General features: G+C 41.8%; 23 protein-coding genes and 1 pseudogene. 9 read left to right on the forward strand and 15 right to left on the reverse strand.

The window, feature by feature from the left end; genetic code table 11:
* Positions 1-152 precede the first annotated feature (152 nt).
* Positions 153-341 (forward strand): hypothetical protein, encoded by a 189-nt coding sequence (locus tag V7K56_RS11255; protein WP_334910403.1) that lies wholly within the window; start codon positions 153-155, stop codon positions 339-341.
* A 50-nt stretch (positions 342-391) separates the two neighbouring features.
* Positions 392-697: a putative quinol monooxygenase gene (locus V7K56_RS11260; protein ID WP_334910405.1), complete on the forward strand. Its 306-nt coding sequence runs from the start codon at positions 392-394 to the stop codon at positions 695-697.
* Positions 698-1,004: 307 nt separating this feature from the next.
* Here the strand turns inward: V7K56_RS11260 and bioF are convergent, their stop codons facing one another.
* From bioF to V7K56_RS11280, 4 genes and pseudogenes are all read right to left on the reverse strand, one after another.
* Positions 1,005-2,192 (reverse strand): 8-amino-7-oxononanoate synthase, encoded by a 1,188-nt coding sequence (gene bioF / locus V7K56_RS11265; RefSeq protein ID WP_334910407.1) that lies wholly within the window; start codon positions 2,190-2,192, stop codon positions 1,005-1,007.
* A gap of 116 nt (positions 2,193-2,308) precedes the next feature.
* Positions 2,309-2,941 carry a Holliday junction branch migration protein RuvA gene (gene ruvA, locus V7K56_RS11270; RefSeq protein ID WP_109007998.1) on the reverse strand — a complete coding sequence of 211 codons (633 nt, stop codon included), beginning with the start codon at positions 2,939-2,941 and terminating at the stop codon, positions 2,309-2,311.
* Between the two features lie 94 nt (positions 2,942-3,035).
* Positions 3,036-3,335, reverse strand: a pseudogene (locus V7K56_RS11275) (HAD family hydrolase).
* Between the two features lie 152 nt (positions 3,336-3,487).
* Positions 3,488-3,685, reverse strand: coding sequence for an HAD family hydrolase (locus V7K56_RS11280; protein ID WP_334910409.1), 198 nt, complete (start codon positions 3,683-3,685; stop codon positions 3,488-3,490).
* Between the two features lie 280 nt (positions 3,686-3,965).
* Between V7K56_RS11280 and V7K56_RS11285 the strand changes: the two genes are divergently transcribed.
* On the forward strand, positions 3,966-4,169 hold the full coding sequence (locus V7K56_RS11285; RefSeq protein WP_334910411.1) for a hypothetical protein: 204 nt from the start codon (positions 3,966-3,968) through the stop codon (positions 4,167-4,169).
* A 467-nt stretch (positions 4,170-4,636) separates the two neighbouring features.
* Complete coding sequence (locus V7K56_RS11290; protein WP_334910413.1) at positions 4,637-5,647, forward strand: chemotaxis protein CheB; 1,011 nt, start codon at positions 4,637-4,639, stop codon at positions 5,645-5,647.
* A 9-nt stretch (positions 5,648-5,656) separates the two neighbouring features.
* On the opposite strand, the gene V7K56_RS11295 is transcribed toward V7K56_RS11290, so the two are convergent.
* The 6 genes from V7K56_RS11295 to xseA form a co-directional block, all read right to left on the reverse strand.
* Entirely contained in the window at positions 5,657-7,870 is a 2,214-nt protein-coding gene (locus V7K56_RS11295; protein WP_334910415.1) for a response regulator, read from the reverse strand.
* 454 nt (positions 7,871-8,324) lie between these two features.
* Positions 8,325-8,477, reverse strand: coding sequence for a hypothetical protein (locus V7K56_RS11300; RefSeq protein WP_334910417.1), 153 nt, complete (start codon positions 8,475-8,477; stop codon positions 8,325-8,327).
* A gap of 2 nt (positions 8,478-8,479) precedes the next feature.
* On the reverse strand, positions 8,480-8,953 hold the full coding sequence (locus V7K56_RS11305) for a response regulator (protein ID WP_334910419.1): 474 nt from the start codon (positions 8,951-8,953) through the stop codon (positions 8,480-8,482).
* Positions 8,950-11,208 (reverse strand): ATP-binding protein, encoded by a 2,259-nt coding sequence (locus tag V7K56_RS11310; RefSeq protein ID WP_334910421.1) that lies wholly within the window; start codon positions 11,206-11,208, stop codon positions 8,950-8,952. The genes V7K56_RS11305 and V7K56_RS11310 overlap by 4 nt, the downstream gene beginning before the upstream one ends.
* Positions 11,209-11,500: 292 nt before the next feature.
* Entirely contained in the window at positions 11,501-11,728 is a 228-nt protein-coding gene (xseB, locus tag V7K56_RS11315) for an exodeoxyribonuclease VII small subunit (protein WP_334910423.1), read from the reverse strand.
* On the reverse strand, positions 11,721-12,989 hold the full coding sequence (gene xseA, locus V7K56_RS11320; RefSeq protein ID WP_334910425.1) for an exodeoxyribonuclease VII large subunit: 1,269 nt from the start codon (positions 12,987-12,989) through the stop codon (positions 11,721-11,723). The genes xseB and xseA overlap by 8 nt, the downstream gene beginning before the upstream one ends.
* Before the next feature lie 304 nt (positions 12,990-13,293).
* On the opposite strand from xseA, the gene V7K56_RS11325 reads away from it, so the two are divergent.
* Positions 13,294-13,527, forward strand: a complete 234-nt coding sequence (locus tag V7K56_RS11325) for a hypothetical protein (RefSeq protein WP_334910428.1) — start codon at positions 13,294-13,296, stop codon at positions 13,525-13,527.
* Positions 13,520-13,948, forward strand: coding sequence for a type II toxin-antitoxin system VapC family toxin (locus tag V7K56_RS11330; protein WP_334910430.1), 429 nt, complete (start codon positions 13,520-13,522; stop codon positions 13,946-13,948). The genes V7K56_RS11325 and V7K56_RS11330 overlap by 8 nt, the downstream gene beginning before the upstream one ends.
* 125 nt (positions 13,949-14,073) lie before the next feature.
* On the opposite strand, the gene V7K56_RS11335 is transcribed toward V7K56_RS11330, so the two are convergent.
* Entirely contained in the window at positions 14,074-15,576 is a 1,503-nt protein-coding gene (locus tag V7K56_RS11335; protein WP_334910432.1) for a DUF262 domain-containing protein, read from the reverse strand.
* 503 nt (positions 15,577-16,079) lie between these two features.
* Here V7K56_RS11335 and recA point away from each other — a divergent pair.
* Positions 16,080-17,159: a recombinase RecA gene (recA, locus tag V7K56_RS11340; RefSeq protein WP_334910434.1), complete on the forward strand. Its 1,080-nt coding sequence runs from the start codon at positions 16,080-16,082 to the stop codon at positions 17,157-17,159.
* Positions 17,160-17,532: 373 nt separating this feature from the next.
* On the forward strand, positions 17,533-17,856 hold the full coding sequence (locus V7K56_RS11345; RefSeq protein ID WP_334910436.1) for a thioredoxin family protein: 324 nt from the start codon (positions 17,533-17,535) through the stop codon (positions 17,854-17,856).
* On the opposite strand, the gene V7K56_RS11350 is transcribed toward V7K56_RS11345, so the two are convergent.
* On the reverse strand, positions 17,843-18,076 hold the full coding sequence (locus V7K56_RS11350) for a hypothetical protein (protein ID WP_334910438.1): 234 nt from the start codon (positions 18,074-18,076) through the stop codon (positions 17,843-17,845). The two genes, V7K56_RS11345 and V7K56_RS11350, sit on opposite strands and share 14 nt — an antisense overlap.
* 108 nt (positions 18,077-18,184) lie before the next feature.
* Positions 18,185-20,035 (reverse strand): S8 family peptidase, encoded by a 1,851-nt coding sequence (locus V7K56_RS11355; RefSeq protein WP_334910440.1) that lies wholly within the window; start codon positions 20,033-20,035, stop codon positions 18,185-18,187.
* Positions 20,036-20,154: 119 nt separating this feature from the next.
* Between V7K56_RS11355 and V7K56_RS11360 the strand changes: the two genes are divergently transcribed.
* A complete protein-coding gene (locus V7K56_RS11360) occupies positions 20,155-20,589 on the forward strand; it encodes a hypothetical protein (RefSeq protein ID WP_334910442.1) in 435 nt (144 codons plus the stop codon).
* Positions 20,590-20,912: 323 nt separating this feature from the next.
* Here V7K56_RS11360 and V7K56_RS11365 read toward each other — a convergent pair whose 3' ends face one another.
* A complete protein-coding gene (locus V7K56_RS11365) occupies positions 20,913-23,798 on the reverse strand; it encodes a choice-of-anchor D domain-containing protein (RefSeq protein WP_334910444.1) in 2,886 nt (961 codons plus the stop codon).
* Positions 23,799-23,984: 186 nt separating this feature from the next.
* Positions 23,985-24,143 (reverse strand): hypothetical protein, encoded by a 159-nt coding sequence (locus V7K56_RS11370; protein WP_334910446.1) that lies wholly within the window; start codon positions 24,141-24,143, stop codon positions 23,985-23,987.
* Positions 24,144-24,455: the final 312 nt, after the last annotated feature.

Here is a 24,455-nt window from a genome sequence, read left to right on the forward strand (position 1 = left end):
TCGCCTGCCTGCTTGTGAGTTACTAATCCGCCCACATTGCTATTTAATCACGATCTGGTATTACCCATCAAAATTAATGGGACAGACCACTAGTATATATTTCAGGGTTTGATTCTGTATCATATTTTTCGTGAAATGGTATCAATTCCTGTATGCGGCTGCAAGTAGGTGCGATCGTTTGTAACTCGACGGTGATCGCCGCTATGCTGCAACGGGACTGGCGACGACCCACCGCTGAGGGCACACTCAAGCACGTCCTCGGTGGTCATCTGCCATTTTACGAGTGGCTATCAAACAATCACAACTATACACCCACCGCCAGCAAAAGTACGACAGCTTAAGCCTTGAGCAAGATTACCCCGCCACAACGTAAATATGTGAGGAGAATGAAATGGATAGGTTTGCCATCTGGTCACGCATGGAAGTCAAACCGGGCAAGGAACAGGAATTGGAAGAGTTCCTAAAATATGCACAATCCCTGATTGAGCAGGAGCCAGGGACGACCACTTTTTACGCCTTAAAAGTCGGACCGAATACATACAGCACCTTCGATACCTTCGCCGACGAAGCGGCTCGCGATGCCCATGTGAACGGACCCGTTGCGAAGGCACTGCTTGCAAGGGTAGATGAACTGTTTACTCAGGCACCAGAGATTGTTCAAACGACAATCATCGGGGCAAAGGTACCAAAAATGTAAACCGCACCGAGATTCAAAGTGCTACGCTCAATCAAACTGACAAGGAAAATTGTACAGTGACTTTTTATTTGTCGCTGTTAGAACTTACGCATTGATAGAAAATTGGGTAGTGCGTGAAAATGATCTGGGTCTGGTAGGATGAGAAATCACATCATGTCCGGTTAAAGACTTATCATTAAGAAGGCAGTTCTTGCTGGGGGCAGGAGGAGAAAGAGTTTTCAAAGAACTCACGTTAAAAGGGATTGGAGATTGGGAACTTTGTTCATCCACCTTTGAACTAGATTTATCCACCTCAGAACTTTGTTCATTATGATGCCCCATATCCTACTGTCGCCATAACATCCTTTAGTACTGCTACCAATTTTTCAATATGTGCTACTTCATGAGTTGCCATCACAGATATTCTGATTCGACTTGTGGATACTGTGGGGGGACGAATTGCAGGGGCAAAAATGCCAGCATCTCTTAGCTGTTTTCCAGTTTTGAGCGCATCGGTAGCATTAGGCAATTGAAAACATAATATGGGTGATTCAGAAGGCAGTAATTTCAGGTTAGGTAGCTGTTGCAGCAAAGTTTTCAAGTAATGTATATTCCCCCACAATTGGGCACGATGTTGCGGTTCTTGTTGCACTATCTTGATTGCTGCTAAGGCCGCGGCTGTATCAGCAGGTGAAAGCCCAGTGGTATAAATCCAACTAGGTGCGCGGTTCCGCAAAAAGTCAATTAGGGCGCTACTTCCTGCTACATACCCGCCTAAACTACCTAAAGCTTTACTCAAGGTGCCAACTTGAATTAATTGCTTTCCTGTGCAGCCAAAATGTTCGACACATCCAGCCCCAGTTTTTCCTAGTACCCCAGTGGCATGAGCTTCATCGACTAGCAGCATACAGCTAAATTCATCAGCGAGATCCAACAGTGCTGGCATTGGACATAAATCACCATCCATGCTGAAGACGGTATCAGTAAGAATCAAACAGCGTCGGTAATTTTGCCGCTGCTGGTTCAATTGAGTTTTTAATACTGCAATATCACAGTGTGGGTATTCCACAACTGTTGCACCGCTGAGAATCGCTCCATTTTTCAGACTGGAATGATTGTACTGGTCAGAGAATATTAAATCACGTTTGCCCACAAGAGCAGTAATTGCACCCAAATTGGCTAGATACCCGGAACTAAATACTAAGGCATCTTCTGTTTGTTTGGTAGATGCGATCGCCTCCTCTAACTCTCTATGTAATTTCCTATGCCCACTGAGTAATCTCGAACCAGTACTACCAGTCCCAAATTCGGCGACGGCTGCGATCGCTGCTGCCATTAAACGCTCATCTCCAGCCAATCCCAAATAGTCATTGCTGGCAAAATTAATTACCTCTTGCCCAGCTAAAACCACCGTTGCACCCGGACGACCATTGATAGATTGTACTGAGCGATACCAGTCCGCCCGATGAATTGTTGCTAAGGACTGTTCTAGCCAAGCATAAGGGTCAGTGGGCATAGAGAGAATGGGGAGCAGGGGGAGCAGGGGGAGCAGGGGGGGCAGGGGAGCAGGGGAAGAATAAGAAATAACTAATGACAAAGGACAAATGACAAATGACTAATGATTAATGACTATTAAACTTGTTCGCTGCTAAGATGAGCGATCGCTTGTTTTATCCAATCTTCGACATAGGCATCTTTGGGTAGTCCGATGTCTTCGCTGACGACATGCAGGGCGTGACTGACCTCATGGGCAGTATATCCCAAGGCGAAGAGGGTCATTTGCACTTCTTCGAGAATTCCCGGTGCTGGCCCGCCTGTGGCGACGAAGAACCCGGCTGATTTACGCCACTCGACTAATTTGCTTTTCAGTTCCAAACAGATGCGTTCGGCGATTTTCTTACCGACACCTGGAGCCTGAATTAAGATTTGCGTATTGCCAGCAATAATTGCTTGGACTAAATCTGGTAGTTCCAGAGTGTCTAAGAGTGCGATCGCTAAGGCTGCACCAATACCTGTGACAGTCAGCAAGTGGCGAAATAAATCGCGTTCGGCTGGGGAAGCAAAGCCATATAGAAAGGGCACTTCTTCACGAATTTGCAAATGAGTAAAAATTTGCGCCACTCCTCCCGACTCTGGTAATTGGTTTGCTAGCCGTTGGGGAACTTGCAAATCATACCCTAAGCCATTCACTTCCAGAGTCAGAATCACGCGATTAGCGCCAATTGTTTGGATACCAGCGACTATACCTTTTAAATAACTAATCATACAAGAGACCAAAATAATTTAAGCCTTCGATAATTCCACCTGCACAAAAACATAAAGCCAGGTAGCGATAGTCTGCGGGATACTCATTGTGCCATTAGAGTAACTGTTTGCGGGCATTCCCCACAATGATTCCGCGTTCGTTGCCTACAGCAAATAAAGCAATATCATTACCCGAATTACCACAGACAACTGTTTGTTCTGCTGCAAATTTCCACTTCAGGCGTAAAAACTGCATTGCTTGACCTTTATCGCTGGTCAGGGGTACAATGTCAAGGTCTATTCCGTTACTGTAGATTAACTTTACATTTAATTTAGTAATTTAGATTTCTGTAACTCTGTTTCAAGTTGTGGTAGAACATTCGCAGATACTTCTTGGTTCTAGAAAACAACTCATTTTGAAGGGACGCTGTTCTAAATCTGGTTGCTGAACTAACTCAGGATATTTTCTTGTAATAGATCATACAGTTTCCCCTTCCCATCCCAAAGAGAGGATTTCTAACGAATCTGAGTATGGAGTATTACTACCATCAAGGTAAATTTCTGTACCTACAGATATGACGAGGGCATCCGTTGCAAAAGATTTTTTTGAGCTTGGATTTCTTTGTAAAGTACAAGCGATCGCCCAGTAGAATAAACGATTTTAGTCCCATATTCTTGGCGATGTCTCTCCAGCAGTTGATTTAGTTTTGGTAAAGCGCTGTCATCATCGACGGTGCGATATACGAGGGTGTCATCTAAATACAAAATATATCAGACATTCAATTTGAGATTAAGGATAGTTAGAATTATTGTCAGTAAAAGGTCAATACCTAGCCCAACAAAGTCAATCTACTTTGTTGTTAGTAACCCAAGTTGCTAGTTTGTCCAGTTTTTCATACAAGCGATACATACAAACAGTCCGCCTTCAGTAAAGTCTGATCAAACCAAGTTTTTAGGACTTGTATGTACACCGTAGCCTCTTAGGATATCTGTTATATTTCAGGAAATAAATCAATTTATAAGTTCATTACAATGATTGTTGCAAATGCTTAAGCCTTTCTTATATATGGAAGAACGTTTGTTGCAAAGTATTAAGCCTTTGCAGCAACTAATTATACATTTGCAGCAAATGCTTAAGCCTTTCTTATATATGGAAGAACGTTTGTTGCAAAGTATTAAGCCTTTGCAGCAACTAATTATACATTTGCAGCAAATACTTAAGCCTTTCTTATATATGGAAGAACATTAGCTGCAAACGTTCAAATTTTGATAACTAATGTTTAAATTTGAGCGATGTCTACTGAGCGTAGCAGCGAAAAACAATGTAAAGACGTAGCACTGCTACGATCCTTAGAATATATAGCCGTAGTCACACTCTCTTAGGACATTTGCCCTGGGTGAATGCTAGAGTTAGCAATAGTTTTACCTCCTGCCTCCTGCCCTCTGCCTCCTGCCTCCTGCTATACTTTTGTGGAAATAATTTTCCGCAATTTATATTTTTTCAATCTCGGAAAATAATTTTGGGTGATTTTAAAACTCTTTTAAAGACGCAAAATTGCATTTCTTGCTATTTGTCTAAAGTTTTATTCCTCAAAGAAGAATATAATCCTCTCAAAGTTAGGTGAGCGAATTTTTTGGCTACGTTAATCTCAAGGCTGGAAGTAAATCTGCTTTTGCTGCCCATTCTGCCATGCTAGTAAAATCATTACATTATTAATGCTTAAATACAATATTATTGTCGTTGGAACATCAGCAGGTGGAGTTGAGGCACTGACTTATCTAGTCAAGCATTTGCCACCCGATCTTAATGCTGCTGTAATTATAGTCCTTCATCTATCAAGTCATAGCACAAGTGTTGTGCCAAGAATATTAAGTAGCGCTGGCAACTTGCCAGTGTCTCACGCTCAGGACGGCGAAGCTATTGTTCATGGTTCGATTTATGTCGCTCCGCCTGACTACCATTTACTGGTAGAAAAAGGATATTTGCGTTTGACGCGGGGTGCCAAAGAAAACCGTTGTCGTCCTGCTATCGATCCATTGTTTCGCAGTGCAGCGCGAACTTATGGGCAGCAAGTGATTGCTGTGCTACTAACAGGTATGCTTGACGACGGTACGGCGGGACTAATGGCTGTAAAAATGCGGCGTGGTGTGGCAATTGTCCAAAATCCTGACGATGCTTTGTATCCTGATATGCCACGTAATGCGATCAAGAACGTAGAGGATATTGACCATATTCTGCCACTTTCAGATATTCCTTCTACTTTAGTAGCTTTAGTTAATACGCCAATGGAAGTACAACCGGAAAACCCAGTACCTAGCGAGATGGAGTTTGAATCTAAAATAGCGCAATTGAGTTTGGAAGCAGTAGAAAACGAAGGCAATCGACCTGGTAAACCATCAACCTTTGGCTGTCCTGACTGCGGCGGTGTCCTCTGGGAAATCGAAGAGGGAAATTTGTTGCGCTTCCGGTGCCGCACGGGTCATGCTTATTCAGCAGAAACTTTGCTGGCCACCCAGTCTGATAAGGTGGAGGATGCACTATGGATAGCTTTAAGGGCATTGGAAGAGAAAGCTTCTTTATCACATCGTATGGCTTCAAGGATGAAAGCTCGCAATCAAACCTTGGCGGCACAAAGCTTGAAAGAGGAGGCAGACTCTGCCAAGGAGTCCTCTGCCATTATTCGAGAAGTACTTTTGAAGGTCAATCCAAACCCAGGTGTTGATTGAAGGTTAAACTTAATCATTTTGAGGAATGGGATGGTTTAGTTTAACGTGTGCAAGTGCCACCACAGCTTGAACTAACTCTTCTGGATTGAGGGGCTTGGTAACGTGCCGTTGATAGCCACTGCTTATCGCTCGCTGGGAATCCTCAACTCTAGCATAAGCAGTCAAAGCGATCGCCGGAATCTCTCCCCCTTTTTCAGGCGTTAAAGTGCGGATCTGTTTGATTAGAGAATAGCCATCGACTTCCGCCATCCCAATATCACTGACTAAAATATCGGGTTGAAAAGATTCCAAGTTTGCCAATACTTCTGTCGCCGAGGCAACAGTCAGCACTTTTGCTCCGTATTCAGCAAGCAATACTGTTAATAGCTCACGAGCATCGGGATCGTCATCGACTGTGAGAATTCGAATCCCCGTGAGTTCGAGTGCTTGTTGTGGCAATTCATTTGGCTGCTTGATTTCCGGTTCTACATTCAGCAGTGGCAACTGGACTGTAAAGGTAGCTCCCAAGCCTTCACCAGGACTATTAGCTGTGATGGTGCCGCCGTGCGCCTCAACCAACTGCCGGACGATCGCCAACCCCAATCCTAACCCGCCATACTTGCGAGTAATTGAGACATCTTCTTGACGAAATGACTCAAAAATATACGGGAGAAACTCAGAGTTAATGCCTTTGCCAGTGTCACTAACGATAATCTGTGCCCACTCGTCAACTCGCTCTAGTCTGGTTTCTACTCGTCCTCCCTTCGGGGTAAACTTAATTGCGTTGGAAAGTAAATTCCAAACGATCTGTTGAAGGCGGTTAGAATCTCCAGAGACTTGCCCAATATTCGGCAGTACTGAATGCAACACAATTGATTTGGAAAGGGCCGCTGTATTTACTGTGTCGAGCGCAGATTCAATCACAAATGCCAAATTCACAGGAGCTGCATCTATGCTGAGTTTGCCGCGCAGAATCTTGGCGATATCGAGCAAGTCATCAATCAGTTGAGTTTGCAGTTTCGCGTTGCGTTCAATAGTGGCTAACGCTTCAGCCATTTTAGTTTCACTAAATTTGCGGGTTTGCAGCAGTTTTGTCCAACCGAGAATGGGGTTAAGAGGCGATCGCAATTCATGGGAGAGAATGGCCAGAAACTCATCTTTGATTTGATTAGCGCGTTCGGCTTCTGCTCTTGCTGCTTGTTCTAGTTGCAATAGGCGATCGCGTTCTTGCTCTGCTTGTTGGCGTTCCTTTAGTTCACGCTGTGCCTGTTGATACAGTTCTGCCTGTCGTAGAGCGATACTCATCTGAGTTGCTAACTCTTTAAGCAAGTCAATTTCTAAGGGCTGCCAAAATCGAGGGGAGGTACAATGATGAGCAATTAGCAATCCCCAAAACTGGTTATCTTGCAGAATTGGTACAATCAGATGAGCTTTGACTTGAAACTGTGCCAATAATTCTCTGTCGCATGGGTCAATAATGCTATCGTAAATATTTGATACTGCCGTTACTTGCCCCTGATAATAGCGTTCGATATAATTTTTGATTAAGGCGGGATTGTACCTGACGGGTTGCAGTCGATTCGAGGCGATGTAGCTCTCAGCCAAGCAGGGATCGTACATAGTAGACGAGAGCAGCGATCGCCACTCTGCCCCAACCGATTCGGCTACTACTGTCCCATTATCATCAAGTTTTAACTGAAAAACCAAAACGCGATCAGTGTGCAGAAATTCTCGCACTTCGGCTACAATTGTCTGAAGAATTTCATCCAGATTTAGCGATTGGTGAATTTTCTGGGTAATATGTGAGACTACGCGCTCTCGTTCAATACGCTGTTGTAGTTGGGTGCGTAGATGTACTGTTTCAATTGCCCCATTGACTGCTATTTGCAGCCCTTCTGGGGTAATTTGCTCTTTGACAAGATAATCTTGTGCGCCCGCTTTGATCGCCTTAACTGCGATCGCTTCATTGCCCTGTCCAGTGACGACAATCACAGGTAGGCAAGGCTGTTGGGTCGAGGGTTGCAATTGTGCCAGAAATTCCAGTCCGTCTAGGTCGGGCAATCGATAATCAAGCAATACAGCATCGGGCTGATGTTGCTGCCAAAGTTCTAGCCCCTGTTGTCCCAGCGTTGCTTCTAGGATAGTGTAAGAATATTCGCGATCGCGCAGCAAATACCGCCGATAGAGTTCTCGATCTTCTGGCGAATCATCGACAATTAAGAGAGTGCGCTGTTGCTGAGACATCGTGAATTAATTAATCGAGTATGAGTTAACCCATATTCCGTAGGTTGGCATAGAAAAATTGGTATTTTTCAAAAAATGCTAAAATCCTTATGATGTCAGGATTTTAACATACTTGATAGACTTTATTTGGTTGCTCTTTAGATCAGCTTTGCATTAACTCGTTTAATCGTTTTAATGTATATTTTGCTTTTAACCTACTTATAAGACTTATATCACTTTTGCCAGAGAACAATTTATAACTATTTATTCACTAATACAAATTTTTTATGAAGAGCATATCTGCTTTGTTCGTTCATATAGACATTTTATGTAAACAACTTAAAACCCTTTTTATCTCTTTTTACATATCTGCGGAATATGATTTGAATCCTAATTGTCATGACTCAATTTTAGAGAGGTTTAAAATATCGTTAATCAATGTCATTAAGTGTTCCCCACGCTGTTTGATGGCGTTTTAAAACTGGCTTTGTTTCGCGGTTAAGCTGCCAAACACTTCCTCTAAAATTGGTATGGGAATACTCCGGTTCACGCAGTAAATACCGCCGATAGAGTTCTCGATTTCTGGGGAATCATCAACAACTAAGACAGTGCGAGATCTCTGACTCATGACTAATCCTCTGAATAATCGGGTAACGTCGTCACTTCAAACCAATATTCCACGAGCATCTGAATATCTCGTTTGAGTTGAGCAAAATTAATTGGCTTAACGATGTAGCTGTTGACACCATATTGATAACATACTTCAATGTCTTTGGGATTGTTAGAGGTAGTAAACACTACCACCGGAATCATCTTCAAGTTGTCATCCTGTTTAATCCGGCGTAACACTTCTCGTCCATCAGTTCCGGGCAGGTTCAAGTCAAGCACAATCAAGCCGGGCCGGGGCGCACTTTGGCGCTCTACATAACTGCCAGTCCGATAAAGAAACGCCAAGGCTTGTTCGCCATTCACACACCTTTGAATAGCGAACGCAATGGCAGAGCGTCCTAGAAATCGTTGCAGTGTCTCAAAGTCTTCGTTGCTGTCCTCCACAATTAATAGTAGTGGCATTTCTTGGATATGGGAGGCTGAAATCTGAGTCATGTATTTGCCTCCGCTGACAAGGTGAAGTAAAAGGTACTACCTTCAGTGGGGGTAGATTCCACCCAAATTCTACCACCATGACGTTCCACAATTTTGCGGGCAATGGTTAACCCTACCCCAGTTCCACCGCCAAAGTCATCCCGTCCATGTAAGCGGCGGAAGATTTGAAAGATTTTGTCAAGATACATTTGGGCGATACCAATGCCGTTATCACGAACATAGAAAATCAAAGAACTAGAAGCAACTTTTGTTTCTCCATTTCCTTCGATAAAACCAATTTCCACCCATTTTTTAGGTTTATCGTTGTATTTAATGGCGTTGCTAACTAGGTTGGTGAAGAGTTCATTAATCTGAGTGCGATCGCATTGAATGCTCTTAAAAGCTTGAGGAATGCGAAACTCAACTTTGCTCTCCGGTCGGGCAATGGTTAATGTGGCGATCACCTGCGGGACTAACTCATTCAGATTCACTGATTGCCGGATTAGTTCGGCGCGTCCCAACCGGGAGAAATGAAGGAGTGAATTGATCAGGTCTTCCATCCGTTGGCTCAGCCGCACCAGGGTTTGGAGTTTGGCAATTCCATCGTTATCCAGTACCTCTGCATAGTCCTCCATTAAAAAGTTAGCGTAGTTATGAATGCCCCGGAGTGGTTCTTTCAAGTCATGGGAGGCAACGTAGGCGAAAGAATCTAGTTCTTCGTTACTGCGTTGTAATTCAAAATTCATTGATGCCAGTTTGTCTGCTTGTCGTAACACCACGCCCACAATCAGGCTTCGCAGTTCAATAACCGTTTCAACTTCACAGGGTTTCCAGGGTAAGGCAGAGCCTTGCACCGTTTCTTGCCATAATGTAAAGGATTTGCGAGGAGACATTCTTAAACTGCCATCTGACAAAACTTCCACAGGCTTGTTGGGGTTGCCGCCCCAATTCACAGTTTGAATTATCTCTGGACGAAACCAGAGAATGTAATTGTGATGAACTCTAGAAATTTCTAGGGCTAAAACGCCACTGGCGATCGCTTTATATGACTCGGCAGCAGGGTAATCTTTAGTGAGCGATCGCGTCTCAAACAAGTTATGAGACAGGTGAGGTTTAATCCAATCAAGTAAGGCGTGAATCTCTGACTCTGATGGCGTTTTACCCAGTCGAATACACTGGTTGCCACTGCATATCACCGCTCCCGTGGCGCTAGTCAGATTGAGTAATTGAGATTTCAGTTGTACCATTCCATCTAGGAAATACTCAGCCTGAGACAACCCTTCCACAAATTGAGTTTGCAGTGATTTCAATTGCCTTTTATAATCAATGTCTTCACTCGCTTCTTTATTTGCCAGCTCCACAGACATCACCTGTCCAATGAACTCGCAGATAGTGCGGATATTGTAAGGAACATATTTAGGCGAGGAATGATGACAGGCAATTAATCCCCAAAGCTTTTGATCCTGTATCAGGGAAATAGACATGGAGGCAGTCACGCCCATATTTTTCAGATATTCTAGATGTAACGGAGAAACACTGCGTAACACCGATAAACTCAAATCGAGCGGTTGATTTGTCAACGGATTGTTCGCTGGAATTAAGATAACAGGATGGTAGCTGGCATCTGGAATCAGCCGCAGCCAGTTGAGGGTGTATAGGTGTCTGGCTCGCTTGGGAATGTCAGAAGGCGGATAGTGTAAATCCAAATAGGGTGTTTCTTGATCAGTGTCTTCAGCAATTACCTTGCCTGCTCCTTCCCGATCAAATCGATAGACCATGACGCGTTCAAAACCAGTGATTCGCCGGACTTCTGTAACCACAATCTGGCACATTTCTAGCAGTGTGGGTGCTTTTTGAATGCGAGTGATACTTCCTTTTGCCTGTTGATAGAAGTCAAAAAAGTTTGTTTTGCCCTTCGCTTTTTTCGGTTCTAATTCCAGAATAATTATATTATTTAAGCAATGTATAATGCCATCAAAGTAAATTGATTTATTCAAATATTTGATAGACAAATTGAGGGGATTAACGCTTTCAAAATCCTCTGCCAGACATTGTTGAATCAGCTTAATCTGCTTGGCGTCGAGTAAATCTGACAACGGCTTGCCCAACAACTCTTCAGGTTGACGACCAACAACTTCTTGGGTATTGCTGCTCACCTGAAGGATTTCCAAAGTAGGATCTTGCAAAACCAGTAAAACCCCGTGAGGCTGAATCAGATTGGGAATGTGGATTGGTTCGCGATCGCAGTTTGTCAAATCAATGATTTCATCAGTCATTCTCAGTTTCTTAAACTCCTTATTAGAACTCTGGCATAATTAAGAAATGTTGAATATGTAGTCAAAACGGAGATTTCCTAAGTCAAATTATTTCTTTTTAGCTATTTAGCTTTTTTAATTATATTGAACAGACTAATAGAACTTTTTCTAAACTATACAGATTTTAAATAGATGCTTTAACTATAGCAATCCTAAATCAATTCGTGAGTAACCAGCCCCTGACTTTTCCAATAAGTCGGGGATCTGCGGGTTGAAATTTAACTGTTTTAGCCTTAATGGCAGGCTCTAGCTTCTATTCTTGATTTAATGTTTCAATCAACAAATCTACCTGCTGTTGTCGCTGCTGCAAAAAACCTTCGCACTGACGCAAATACTCCACAGCAGTTGTAAATTGGTCAAACACAGCTTCCAATTCTAACTCACCCGCCTCAATGCGAGTAATAATTCCTTCTATTTCAGCAACCTTCGCCTCATAATTCCAACCCTCCTCAGAACTAGAAGCACCCTTACGTTTAACCATTCAACTCTCCATGTTTTCTGCGCCTCTGCGGTTCATTCACTTCTATAACCTTCACTTTAACTCCACCCTGCCCCAACTGAATCACTAAATCTTGCCCCACAGCCAACTTTGCCGCCGAACGAGCGATCGCCCCATCTTCCTGCCTCACCACCGCATAACCACGCTGTAACACCGCTTTCGGGTCAAGACTAGCCAACTTTTGCCGCAATAATTCTAAATGCTGCGTTGCTTGCTGCGATCGCCCCGTCGTAATTTGTACCAAATGCTGACGCTTCCAAGCTAGCTTTTCCACCTCCTGCTGCACTTGCCGATCTAACCGCAAACGTCGCAAACGATTCCGTAATATTTGCAGTTTATTCTCAGCATTTTCTCTAAAGTCATGTACTGCCTCATGTAAAGCGACAACTCGCTGGCGATGCTCAGTATACAACTCTGAAAGTGCTGGTACAACTCTTTCCGCTGCCGCAGTAGGTGTATGCACACAGACATCTGCAACTAAATCTGCTAAAGATTCATCTCGTTGATGGCCGATACCAGTAATTACCGGAATAGAACAACTAGCAAGCGATCGCACCACTCGTTCATCATTAAAGCAAGCCAACTCCTCCACCGCGCCACCACCTCGTGATAAAATTAGCACTTCGGCGCGACCATCACTTTCTACCCGCTCAATTGCTTTAACGATAGATTCCGGTGCTTGCTCGCCTTGTACTGTCGCCGGAGAAAATAAAACGCGTAAACCTGGATACCTTTGCTTCAGGGTTTTTTGAATATCACCCCAAGCAGCAGCCGTTGCTGAAGTGACGACAGCGATCGTTTGGGGGTGAGTGGGGAGCGATCGCTTTCTTTGCGCGTCGAACAACCCCTCAGCCAGCAAGCGATTTTTGAGTTGTTGATAGCGTAGCGCTTGTAAACCAACACCAGCAGGTAAAGTCTGCCAAACTGATAACTGATACTCTCCCCGTTGCGGATACAGGCGGATACTGCCCAAAATGATTATTTGCTCGCCGGGAACAGGTATCTGGGTGAGTTTTGGCAATTGGCTATTCCATACTACACACTTAATTCCGGCGGTGCGATCAGGATCTTGCAGCGTGAAAAATAACCCACTGCGATGGTGGTTAGCACTGGAAACTTCGCCAGTTACCCAAACTTGCCGTAATTGTTCATCTTGCTCTAACAGCAAGCGGATATAGTCAGTTAATCCAGATACTGAAAGCGCTGTATCGAGAATTAGAGAGTCGGGAAGGTCGAAAATCATCAAAGATGCGTGGGGGCAAAAACCTAGTCAAATCTTAGCAAATAACGTTAATTGATAGCTATTGTGTTGAATTATCAAATTGGAAATACTCCAAAATTCCATTAAACATAAATGAATTTAGTAAATGATTCAAGGAATTGTTTAAGTTTAATAGGTAGAGAAGAAACTTATTCAACGATTTATTTATTATAAGCAAACAACTTTTCACTTATAACAAATATTGCTGCCTCACTGCACCGCCATTAATGTTGAGTTACACTATACTAATGACCCTTAATAATTTATATAGGAGTTTAAAACCATCATGGAAAAGATAGAAATTGAACTGGATAGACTCACCTTTGAACGAGCAAAAACTTTGGCAATAGTCAATCAATCAACTCTATCAGAATTGATTACTGATGTAATTGAACGTTTAGCAGAAATTCAGGAAAAAAAAGATCCATTAATGGGATTATATGCCGATGTCCCAGAAATTGTTGATGAAATTGTTGCTGAGGCGATGAAAAAAAGAGGATATACTGTATCAGATGAATAAAGTAGAAAAATCCCTACTTGATACGGATATTCTTTCAGAAATTATTAAACGAGCAAATCCTCGTATTATTGCCAAAGCCAATACCTACTTAAACCAGTTTGATAAATATACAATTTCTGTAATTACAGTTATGGAAATTATAGAAGGTTGGCAAAAACGTAAGCAAGAACAACGCCTTCAGCAATTTTTAACCATCGTGAATTCACAGGATATACTATCCTTTGATTTGACAGAAGCAGTATTAGCAGGTAGAATATACGCTGATTTAGAGACAGCCGGAAAAAGAATTGGTTATCCTGATTGTATGATTGCAGCAATTGCCGTCAGTCATAATCTAACTTTAGTTACTGGCAATTTATCTCATTATCAAAGGATTCAGGATTTAGATTATTCACTAAGACTAGATAACTGGCGTTTATAGTAACAAGGGTGATGGATAAAATGCCATCAAGTTTCGCCATTAGCTAAATGCTCTAATGCAGATGTATTTTATTACTTAATTTTTATATCCTGTATTACAGTATGGATGCGTTATCTGTCCGTTATCTACACTCGCCAATCGCCATCTTCTCTACGCTGGATATGATCAATCGAAATTGAGTTTCTATGGATAAAACCCTTACAAATTTTACATTTTTGTGCATTTTGTAACGCATCTTTTATATAAATTTCACTTTTTTTATTTGTATTGAAGTCTTGTGCAGATGAATGATTTTCTTGATTTATTGTACGAATAGTCAAATACTGAAAATCATTACTAGATATAATCTCATTTATAACATGATTATTTGTTATTTCTGTTTGTAAATTAGTTACAATTTTTTGAAATAGTTTTGATACATCTTTGTAGCTTTTTTGAACATACCTGTATTTCAAATAAATTTGCTGAATCAAGTAATCATATTTGATGAGGCATTCTTCAAACTGTTCTCGTACTTTAATGAAGTCATTGATTTTTTTTCTTTTATCAAGTTCCATTACAAAATCAGCTACAGCGAGTAAAGATACTGTTCTATGTCGTCCATCTTTTGAGTAAAAGTATATAACTGGATGTAAACCCAAAGATGATGAATGATTACTATTTAATCTATACACTATATTTCTGGTATTCTTTAAAATCTTTATTGTTGCTTCACCAGTTAAGTCATCATTAAGTCCTTTATTATTAAAATCTAGATTGTTAACGACATTCAAAAAATCTAAGATTAGTGGTAATGTTTGCGATGAATAGAGTTTTCCTGCAACTGGGATGTCTAGAGTTTTTATCGGAGTTTTTAACTTAGGCGCAAAAAGTATCTCATTAATCTCTTTAGCTATTTCTTGTATTTGATATTGCGTTTCATCTGAAAAAGATGACCAATATTTATGCCCTTTACCACTCCTGATAATTGCACGTGCCGCAATACTATTAGGCTTTTTCCTAGATTCAAGGAGTTTTAACTCAGTTTTATCAATTGGTGCAGCTTGTTGATTAATTTTGAAGAATGAACTTTCTGCTTTAGTTGCATCACCTTCAACCCATTGAAGCTGAATTGCCACAGCTGCTAAATTTTTAGCATATTTGACAACTTCGGGTTTAACTTTATCAGGGTGTGTGGAAGCCAACCTAAAATCATCATAGGAGCCGACTGTTTTATTTACTAATTTTCGTGTTTCTTGAGCAATTTCTAATTGCTCATCAGAAATTACCCCATCATAAAAAAGTTTTGAAATTTTACCATCACCATAATCATCATTTACCCAAGCAAATAAAGTACTCAATCTATGGCTACCATCAATTACAAACAAATAGCCACCTGTACTTCGCCATAAAATAATTGCTGGTATTAAATCGCCCTCAATAAAACTTTTGATAAATTCACAAATTCTATTTTTGTCCCATTCGTTAGTTTCTCTTTGAAAATCAGGTTTTCTGATGTTTGAAAAGAAGAATGAGTCAATTTTAAGATCTTCAATAGAAATTGTTTCTTTTTTCTTACCTAGATTAATATTTTCTTCCACATCAAAATCTTCTCGTGGAATCAGAGCATCTAGATTAACTTTAGCCATGATGTTTTCCCCTGTATTGGTACAATTAATTATACGTCAAGCTTATAGGCAGCAAGTAAAACTAAACATCATAGCCTCTCAAAGCTGAAAGTCACATCAAGCATTGAAAATCCCTTTACTACTTCCCTAAAAGCTTTCTATGTCTAACCCCGACCTGATGAAGCTGCTATCGATGATATGCTGATTGGCATGGCGATCGCTCCTAATTTAGCAACCCCCGCAAATGCTCACGAGTCCAGCTCTACTGACAGTGTTGTTAAGTATCTTTTTTTTGAAAACCCTTGCTTACCAAGCCAAAAAAAGCTATCTCTGAATGCAAGTTGGTATCATTGTGCAGAGTTACCCTAATTTGGTAGCGATCGAGTTACGATCTTGTCACACCCTTTTTTTGATTTGAGAAGTCCTATTCCAGAATTTTCTGGTTAAAATAGTATATCTGTTCTACTCAAACTCCAAAACCAACACTCCTTAAAACCATATATTTAGAGGCATTAGAGGCAGGAATGGCTATCAACACAGAAACCTCAGGCAAGCAAAAAGCGCTGACTATGGTGCTCAACCAGATTGAGCGCAGCTTTGGTAAAGGAGCAATCATGCGCTTGGGCGATGCCACCCGAATGCGGGTGGAGACTATTTCCAGTGGGGCGCTCACCCTAGATTTAGCATTGGGTGGTGGTTTACCCAAGGGTCGGGTAATTGAAATTTATGGCCCGGAAAGTTCCGGTAAGACTACAGTAGCGCTACACGCCCTCGCCGAAGTGCAAAAAAATGGCGGTATTGCTGCCTTCGTTGATGCTGAACACGCCCTCGATCCTACTTATGCTGCGGCATTGGGTGTAGATATTGACAATCTGCTGATTTCCCAACCTGACACAGGCGAATCAGCTTTGGAAATTGTCGATCAACTTGTTCGCTCTGCTGCCGTTGATATTGTAATCATTGACTCAGTAGCAGCGCTGGTTCCCCGTGCTGAAATTGAAGGCGATATGGGTGATGCCCACGTTGGTCTGCAAGCACGATTAATGAGCCAAGCCCTACGTAAAATTACTGGCAATATTGGTAAATCCGGTTGCACAGTAATTTTCATCAACCAGTTGCGGCAAAAAATTGGTGTTACTTACGGTAGCCCAGAAACCACAACTGGTGGTAATGCATTGAAGTTTTACGCTTCAGTGCGCTTGGATATTCGCCGAATTCAAACCTTAAAAAAAGGTACAGATGAATTTGGTAATCGCGTTAAAGTCAAAGTCGCTAAAAATAAAGTAGCGCCGCCTTTCAGAATAGCGGAATTTGACATAATTTTCGGTAAAGGTATTTCTACCTTGGGTTGTCTGATTGACTTAGCAGAAGAAACTGGCATTATTGTCCGCAAAGGAGCTTGGTATAGTTACAATGGCGATAATATCTCCCAAGGCCGAGATAACGCCATTAAGTATCTAGAAGAAAAGCCTGAATTTGCTGAAGAAATTAAGAAACTAGTGCGTGAAAAGCTAGATAAAGGTGCTGTTGTTTCTGCTAACTCTGTAGCTAAAGCTAGTGACGAAGATGAAGAGGAAGAAGTAGATTTAGAACCAGAAGAATAAGCAGTGTAGATTTATTAATCTGCAATTACTAATAGAAGGTGCGTTACAAAGACAGCTAACGCACTTTATTTTTTCCAAAAATCGAGATTTGGGTGTTGTTAAGTACAAGCCTAAATCCTTATAGTGAATAGATTTGGGCTGATAAACACATCTTACTTGATATTTTGGCGTAGGCGTAGTCCGTCGTAAACATCACACCGCTTTGTCACCAATGAACCTATTAATTTAAACTTGACAGACTCTATTAAGGAAAAAGGATAAAAATACTAGATCGGGATTTCAGCCTTAGATTGACACTAATGACCAGCTATATGGTAATATTTCATGGCATTATGCTAAAAAACTTTGTTTAGAATCAAAGAGTAGCCAACCCATGAGTTTAGCTGTAATTAAGTTCTCTTCAGAAGAGTGCGGCCTCTGCCACAAAATGTCTTTTTATGACAAAAAGGTGGCTGAAGAACTGGGTTTAGAATTTATTGATGTAAAAATGCAAGATACGACTGCTTATCGCAAGTATCGCAAGATTTTATTGACTCAATATCCCGATAAATCAGAAATGGGATGGCCTACTTACATCATCTGCAATTCTCCAGAGGGAGAATTTCAGATTGTTGGTGAAGTAAAAGGAGGTCATCCCAAAGGAGAGTTTAGAAGCCGTCTGCAAGAAGTTTTGAATTCCACAGCTAATCAGAACTAATTACCTCAAAAGACTTGACCTCAAGGACAGGGCCAATCATGGCAGTTGTCATGATATCTTCGCGCACTTGTCCTTTAACTTTTGCTTTTTGTCCGGCTTTGAGTAAGTCTTTGTCAGCCCCTTTGAGGATCTCGTAAGTAACACCCTCTTCTGTAACTAACGCCCATGCGCCTGTACCAATATCACGACGTTCGATTGTACCTGTAAGTGTAGTGCTCATAAGAGTGCTGAGTTGGGGAATGGGGACTGGGAACTGGAAACTGAGGACTGGGGACTGGGAAAAATTTTCACAATCCCCAGTCCCAGATACATAGTCCTCAGTTACTTTTTATGCCGTTTTTTCTTCGTTTTTCAATGCTAAACGAGCAAGTCCATAACAGACTAGGGCGTTGGCAATCAGGAAGAGACGTGCTATGTTACCACTTCCCAATCCCCAAACTGTCGGCTCAAAAAACGCACTTGTAGTTAAGCACGCTGCTATACCTAAAGTTGAACCAATGGCAAACCATTTCCAACTAGGATGTCCTAGCAGCAATGCCATCAACACAATGGGAATTAGTACACTGGCAAATAGAGGATTTAATGCATCAGTTCCCTGGAGAGTATTGCCTAATTCGGGAATTGAACTGCCCAAAACTCGGAAAGGCCATTGAGGAAGATCAAAAATATAGATTCCCTTGAGGAAGAATAACCCAGAACTGCCAGCAATTAGTCCACTGGATAAAGACCAACTCCAAGCGAAGGGGAAGTAAACGCGTAAAAACCAAGCTAGCAGATAGGAACCAACTACCATCAAAATTTTGGGTAATAGTGCGATCGCACCACCATCAATCCAAAAGCCGGGGTTAAGATAGCCGCTATCCCGTAACCACCGAAAGAAATCTGGGAAACTGATTTGTCCGCTAAAGGCTAGTTTGACTGCTGCTTGTGCATTGAGTTGTCCAGCACCATAATAGTTCAAACCATCATCCTGGATAACTCGTGCGGACTGCTTGAGGACTTTTAAAACTTCATCTGGTTCTTTGATACCAGCAGCTTTGATTAGTGCTGCAACACCAGCAACGTGGGGAGAAGCCATGCTTGTACCTTGGAAGCCCAGAAATACGCCTTCGCCTTTTTCGTCGATGGTTTCTTGGAGAATCTTACCAGCTTCACTACCACCAGGAGCAGAGATATCTACCCCTGCACCAAAGTTAGAATAGGGCGCTTTTTCGCCATCTGGGCCAATTGCCGAAACGCCGATGACATAGGGATAGCGGGCTGGATAGCTTGCTCCATTGGCGTTTTCATTACCAGCTGCGGCAATAATAACAACACCTTTTCTATGGGCATACTCGATCGCATCTTTCATCAACTTGCTTTCACCGCCACCACCCAAGCTCATATTAATCACATCTGCGCCTTTATCAGCAGCAAATTTAATCGCTTCGGCAATATCGGCAACTGTACCGCCACCATAAGAACTGAGTACTTTCAGCGGCATCAGACTGGCTTCGTAGGCAATTCCAGCGACGCCATATTTGTTATTTGTGGCTTGAGCAATAGTTCCGGCAACATGGGTACCGTGACCATTATCGTCTGTGGCTTCTTCTCTGTCGTTAACAAAATCATAGCCCTTGACGAATTTTGTCTCATACAAGTCGCGAACCTTGGTAATTCCAGTGTCAATCACTGCGACTGTAATGCCACTGCCTTTGGTTTGACTCCATGCGCCTTCAACACCGATTTTGTGCAAGTTCCACTGCTTGCTGTAATATTGGTCATTAGGGCCAGTTAATGAAGGACTTGCTTCTTCATCTTCTTGGGGTGTTAAAAATTCACCCAGCCAAGCTGTTTTACCTGGTTGTGGAATTTTGTTGTAGATATAGTTTGGTTCAATGAATTCTGTCGCTTGGGCAAACTGAGATTTTTTCAGTTCTTGGAGCCGTTGGCGATCGCCCTTGATAATATACACATTATCTTTTTTGGAAAACTTGTTGTCTAATTGGGGTGTAACGTTGTATTGTTTGGCGATCGCTTGCAAATCCTGTTCCACTACAAGTGATGGAATATCTTCCCGAAAATCAAGCACAATCGTCTCAAACTCTCCTTTAGCTGCCAATCCCTGAAAATTCAGGAAACCAAATATGGCAGCTCCCAGCCCAATGACAAACAAGCACAATAATATAAGTTTTCTCATATTAACTCATCACCGCTTTTTGCCAGTTTGCTCACTACCATAACTTATCTGCATCCCTTGTTGGTAGATTTTGCACTTTTAGTTACAAGTTTTATTCAGAAATCAGGATTTTTTTAACAATGGAACGTGGTCTTTTGTGGTTGCCCCTGTTAATAATGTTTTTCTGGTTAGCTTGGCAAGGCTCGAAGGAGTATCAAAAAGTCGAAGCCTATCGCGTCTGGGCAGAGCAATTTGAACGGGCTAAGTATGATATTTATGCTGTATTGGGTCAAAAAGGTAACAATATCACTTGGGGAAAACCCACGCCTCAAGGGCTGATTAAACTAGAAACATTCTCCTTGCTTGATATCAAACAAATCCAAGTTTTAGTAGATGAGAAATTAGTAGATGTAAACAATCCACCTGAAAGAGGTCGCTCTATAGAATTAGAATTTCTATTTTCTGAATCTACTAACTCAGTGCGGGTTCCGTTTACAGAAATCCCTTTGGCAGCAGAATGGGGTAAGTTTTTGCAGGGGCTATTACAAGACTTGCGATCGCAACCACAGCAGTAGTTATATTAACTATAAGTTCCAAAGAAGACGGCTATTTCTGGTCAAAAAGTTAGATCGCTAGTAGTGATATTATTCATGTGCAACGACGTTTTTATTAGAAAGATGTTTTTTGGAATAGCTTTTACTTGACTACCATTTACTCAACATCTCCATAAATTAAATATATGTTATCCAAAACCCTTGTAGAGACGTAGCCGTGCTACATCTCTACATTCTTTTTCACCAAATGTTGCATCCCTATGGGTGTGGTCTATCTAATTGAAAGCCGTCTTAAAACTCGATTCATGTTTGGATTACACTTCCACTCAGTTGACCCGACCCAGCTATGCTTGAATGATGAAGTCAGAGGCAGTAAGAGAGGGCGCACCAGTAAGTTGTGCAAATTGACCACCACTGCCGAAACCAGCAGCGCTACCATTTTGATTATAAAATAACTGCCCAGTCATACGGTCGTAGACAATTACAGCATTGCTAAGTGCCCCTGAACTGGTGATTTGAAAATCACTGGCGTTACTAAAACCCGTTCCCACATCAGAAGTAATAGCACTAAAGGTAGTTTTATCAAGGATAATCTTATCACCTTGAGAGCGATTGAAGTCAGCAATAGTATCAATACCTACAACAGCGCTATCAAAGATAGAATTGGTGTCGTAGAGGAAAGAGTCAGCACCTGTACCACCCACAAGAGTATCGTTGCCCTGTCCTCCAATCAGAAGATCGTTGCCAGTACCGCCCCGCAGCAGGTCGTCTCCACCGCTGCCATTGATGGTATCATCACCCCCTTGACCATTAATCACATCGTTGGAACTGTAAAAACCGCTGATGTTATTGTCCAAGTCATTGAGGAAAGTGACAGCGTTTGCTGTAGAAATATACGTTGGAGTGGAGTTGGCATTAATCACATCAAAGCTTTTGGTAACACTGTCTTCTCCGTCAAAGATGATATTGCCGATGGCAGGTCTTGTTGTCGATGCGGCTAAGTTGTCTAGGTTTTCTAACTTAAAGTTTTGCAGAGTGACTTTGGTATTAGCCACATTTCCAAAGGTGACTTCTAAATTGTTGCCATTTTGAGTCAATTGCAGATTTCTTGCAGTCAATTCAGTCCCAATAAATTGTAAGGTGTCTATCTTGGCAATCACGGCAGCCGGAGGATTTGAGCCAGTACCTACACCACCAAAGTCAGTGATGCTGTAATTGCCATCGCCTCGTCGGATAACAAAGGTGTCATTGGAGTTAGTACCATTGAGAACTTTAATTCCCGGGGCAGGAGCGGGTCTGACTGTGCCACTAATGGCAAAGTCAAAGGAGCTTTCATCAATATCGTTGTTTTTTAAACTGAAGTTGCCACTATAAGTACCGGATGTAGTGGGGTTGAGTGCCACCGATATGGTAGTAGAAGCATTGGCAGCCACGCTCGTTGGAAGAGTTCCGACCAAACTAAATCCGTCTGGAAGGTTAAGATTACTCAGCTTGAGTGGACCTGTACCGGTGTTCTTGATAGTAAAGGTTTTGGTCAAGGAGTCACCAACAGTCGTTTCACCAAAGTTAATGGCGGTGGTGTTGCCATCTGTAATGTCATCAGTGCCATTGAGAACTTGAATTTCCGGAGTAGTAACTGTGCCACTAATGGCAAAGTCAAAGGGGTTTTCATTAATATCGTTGTTGTTTAAACTGAGGCTGCCACTATAAAAGCCGGGTGTAGTGGGGTTGAGTGCCACCGATATGGTGGTAGAAGCATTAACAGCCAGGCTCGTTGGAAGAGTTCCAACCAAACTAAATCCGTCGGGAAGTTTGAGATTACTCAGCTTGAGTACAGCTATACCGGTGTTCTTGATGGTAAAGGTTTTAGTCAAGGGTTCACCAACAAGAGTCTCACCAAAGTTAATAGCGGTGTTGCCATCTATAATGTCAACATTGCCATTGAGAACTTGAATTTCTGGGGTTTTGGTAGGGTTGCGGGGAGCTTCATATGCACCAATATCAATGACTGTACTGCCATTACCATCACCATCTTGAGGAGTCCTCTTAGTGATGCTATTGAAGGCATTGGAACCACCATCAATCGCAACACTTCCAGGTTTGAGTGCAAAATTCCCATTGTCTGCATCAACAAATTGAGGATCTTGACCCAAAAGATTTTGTAACCCTGTAGCGTTTAAATTATCTGAAGCTTGGAATACGTTCGAGTTATAAACAAGATTGCGATCAAAAATTACATTTGTGTCATACTTAATTCTGTTAGCATTTTGATTGTCGCTTGCATACAAAATGTTGTTGTAGACACGTACATTTTCCGAGTAAGTAACACCAATCTCTCCAGAAGTTGTAATAACCTGGCCATTCTTGTAAGCCGTGTTATTGATAACATCAGCATTGGTAGCTTTGAAAACATTAATGCCTGCACCTCCATTGTTGTAAGTAATGTTATTTGCAATTAATGCCTTACCTGTATAGGCCACATTATCTATGCTGGTATCGGTAGTATCAAGCATAATCCCATGTCCCTCAGTGATTTTGCCATTGCCTCCTTCTTTCCACGGAATTAAACTTTGGTTATCATAGACAATGTTGTCTCGAAAAATCATTCTGTAGTCAGTAGTATTGTTATTAAAATTAAAACTATGGAGAGCGGTTATTCCCTGATTGCCGTAAGGTGAATACCAAGCGTTTCCAGACACAATGTTTTTCTCAACAGTTATATAGTCTGAATTACTCAATGCTATGCCTCCACCTGGAAAGTCATGGATTGTGTTACCAGTAATGACAATATGATGAGGATTAGTACCACCTACACCAGCGGCGTTTTTCCATGCATTAACAGCAATTCCATTACTATTGGTCAAGGGGTTATTAAGGTTATCCTTCTCTTGCAAGGCATATTCGAGAGTAATGTTTTCCCGATTGCCTTTTATATCAAGTCCTTCAATCCGCACGTAGGATGAACTGAATATATTAATGCCACTTCCCGTTGTTGTTATCTTGGGCGTAGCCCCTGGATAAGCTTTTATTGTTGTCCAGTTATCTGGTGAGCCATTCAAATTAAAAAGCGTAACCCCTTTCATTTGATAATTTCCATTCATGACGTAGAGCGTGTCGCCTGCTTTCATCTCATACACGGCTCTACCCAAGGTGAGAAATGCGGATTCTTCGTCTAAGCCATTATTTTTATCACTGCCTGTTGCAGAAACGTAATATGTATTGCCAGCCATTTGTTTACTCCGAAGATGTGTAAGGAAAATTGGTAGTACAATCTCAGCAACTTTCTTCAGTTGCTAAGTAGTTATTGGAATGAGTCATTTATCTGTACTGTTAAGGACAGTCACAGTTGTCCGTCGCGACTTAAAATCGCGTCGATTATAGAAACGCTGTTGTAAACCTGAAAAATTTTTCTCCTGTCAACCGTTGACGGTCAAACTAGGAATATCAATACCGTCAATCATCAGAGTTTTGTTGAGAGTAATTGGACGATTAACGCGTAGATGCTCTACTCCAGACTTGTCATCAGATATCTTCTTAGCAAGACTAGATAAAGTTAAATTGAATTGTGTCTTCATCTTTAGCAGCTGCATAAGCGTAGCCCGTTATAGACATCGCTGTTCTTTGCAAACCAGCTTTAGCATCTGCTTTTTCAATAAAACGATCGTATTTGGCATAGTAATTCCTCTGGACTTTATACGTTGTTTTAGGTCAGGAGGTTGCCAAATCTGCATGGTAAAATTCACCCTTGGCTGATAATTGGGGACTTAAAGTTAAATTGGTTGAAACTTTAGTTAGGTTGACCCTTTAACTTAAGGGGACTAATGTAACAACTTAGTTGAACCTGTTTTAAGCGGTGTAACTGAGCGTTGTGAACTTAATTAAAACTA

The organism is Nostoc sp., assembly GCF_036917535.1.
Lineage (GTDB): Bacteria > Cyanobacteriota > Cyanobacteriia > Cyanobacteriales > Nostocaceae > Nostoc.

Bases quoted from the DNA above. Each gene is read 5' to 3' on its own strand.
- V7K56_RS11255 (WP_334910403.1), top strand. From the start codon at position 153: ATGCGGCTGCAAGTAGGTGCGATCGTTTGTAACTCGACGGTGATCGCC.
- V7K56_RS11260 (WP_334910405.1), top strand. From the start codon at position 392: ATGGATAGGTTTGCCATCTGGTCACGCATGGAAGTCAAACCGGGCAAG.
- bioF (WP_334910407.1), bottom strand. From the start codon at position 2,192: ATGCCCACTGACCCTTATGCTTGGCTAGAACAGTCCTTAGCAACAATT.
- ruvA (WP_109007998.1), bottom strand. From the start codon at position 2,941: ATGATTAGTTATTTAAAAGGTATAGTCGCTGGTATCCAAACAATTGGC.
- V7K56_RS11285 (WP_334910411.1), top strand. From the start codon at position 3,966: ATGCTTAAGCCTTTCTTATATATGGAAGAACGTTTGTTGCAAAGTATT.
- V7K56_RS11290 (WP_334910413.1), top strand. From the start codon at position 4,637: ATGCTTAAATACAATATTATTGTCGTTGGAACATCAGCAGGTGGAGTT.
- V7K56_RS11295 (WP_334910415.1), bottom strand. From the start codon at position 7,870: ATGTCTCAGCAACAGCGCACTCTCTTAATTGTCGATGATTCGCCAGAA.
- V7K56_RS11300 (WP_334910417.1), bottom strand. From the start codon at position 8,477: ATGAGTCAGAGATCTCGCACTGTCTTAGTTGTTGATGATTCCCCAGAA.
- V7K56_RS11305 (WP_334910419.1), bottom strand. From the start codon at position 8,953: ATGACTCAGATTTCAGCCTCCCATATCCAAGAAATGCCACTACTATTA.
- V7K56_RS11310 (WP_334910421.1), bottom strand. From the start codon at position 11,208: ATGACTGATGAAATCATTGATTTGACAAACTGCGATCGCGAACCAATC.
- xseB (WP_334910423.1), bottom strand. From the start codon at position 11,728: ATGGTTAAACGTAAGGGTGCTTCTAGTTCTGAGGAGGGTTGGAATTAT.
- xseA (WP_334910425.1), bottom strand. From the start codon at position 12,989: ATGATTTTCGACCTTCCCGACTCTCTAATTCTCGATACAGCGCTTTCA.
- V7K56_RS11325 (WP_334910428.1), top strand. From the start codon at position 13,294: ATGGAAAAGATAGAAATTGAACTGGATAGACTCACCTTTGAACGAGCA.
- V7K56_RS11330 (WP_334910430.1), top strand. From the start codon at position 13,520: ATGAATAAAGTAGAAAAATCCCTACTTGATACGGATATTCTTTCAGAA.
- V7K56_RS11335 (WP_334910432.1), bottom strand. From the start codon at position 15,576: ATGGCTAAAGTTAATCTAGATGCTCTGATTCCACGAGAAGATTTTGAT.
- recA (WP_334910434.1), top strand. From the start codon at position 16,080: ATGGCTATCAACACAGAAACCTCAGGCAAGCAAAAAGCGCTGACTATG.
- V7K56_RS11345 (WP_334910436.1), top strand. From the start codon at position 17,533: ATGAGTTTAGCTGTAATTAAGTTCTCTTCAGAAGAGTGCGGCCTCTGC.
- V7K56_RS11350 (WP_334910438.1), bottom strand. From the start codon at position 18,076: ATGAGCACTACACTTACAGGTACAATCGAACGTCGTGATATTGGTACA.
- V7K56_RS11355 (WP_334910440.1), bottom strand. From the start codon at position 20,035: ATGAGAAAACTTATATTATTGTGCTTGTTTGTCATTGGGCTGGGAGCT.
- V7K56_RS11360 (WP_334910442.1), top strand. From the start codon at position 20,155: ATGGAACGTGGTCTTTTGTGGTTGCCCCTGTTAATAATGTTTTTCTGG.
- V7K56_RS11365 (WP_334910444.1), bottom strand. From the start codon at position 23,798: ATGGCTGGCAATACATATTACGTTTCTGCAACAGGCAGTGATAAAAAT.
- V7K56_RS11370 (WP_334910446.1), bottom strand. From the start codon at position 24,143: ATGAAGACACAATTCAATTTAACTTTATCTAGTCTTGCTAAGAAGATA.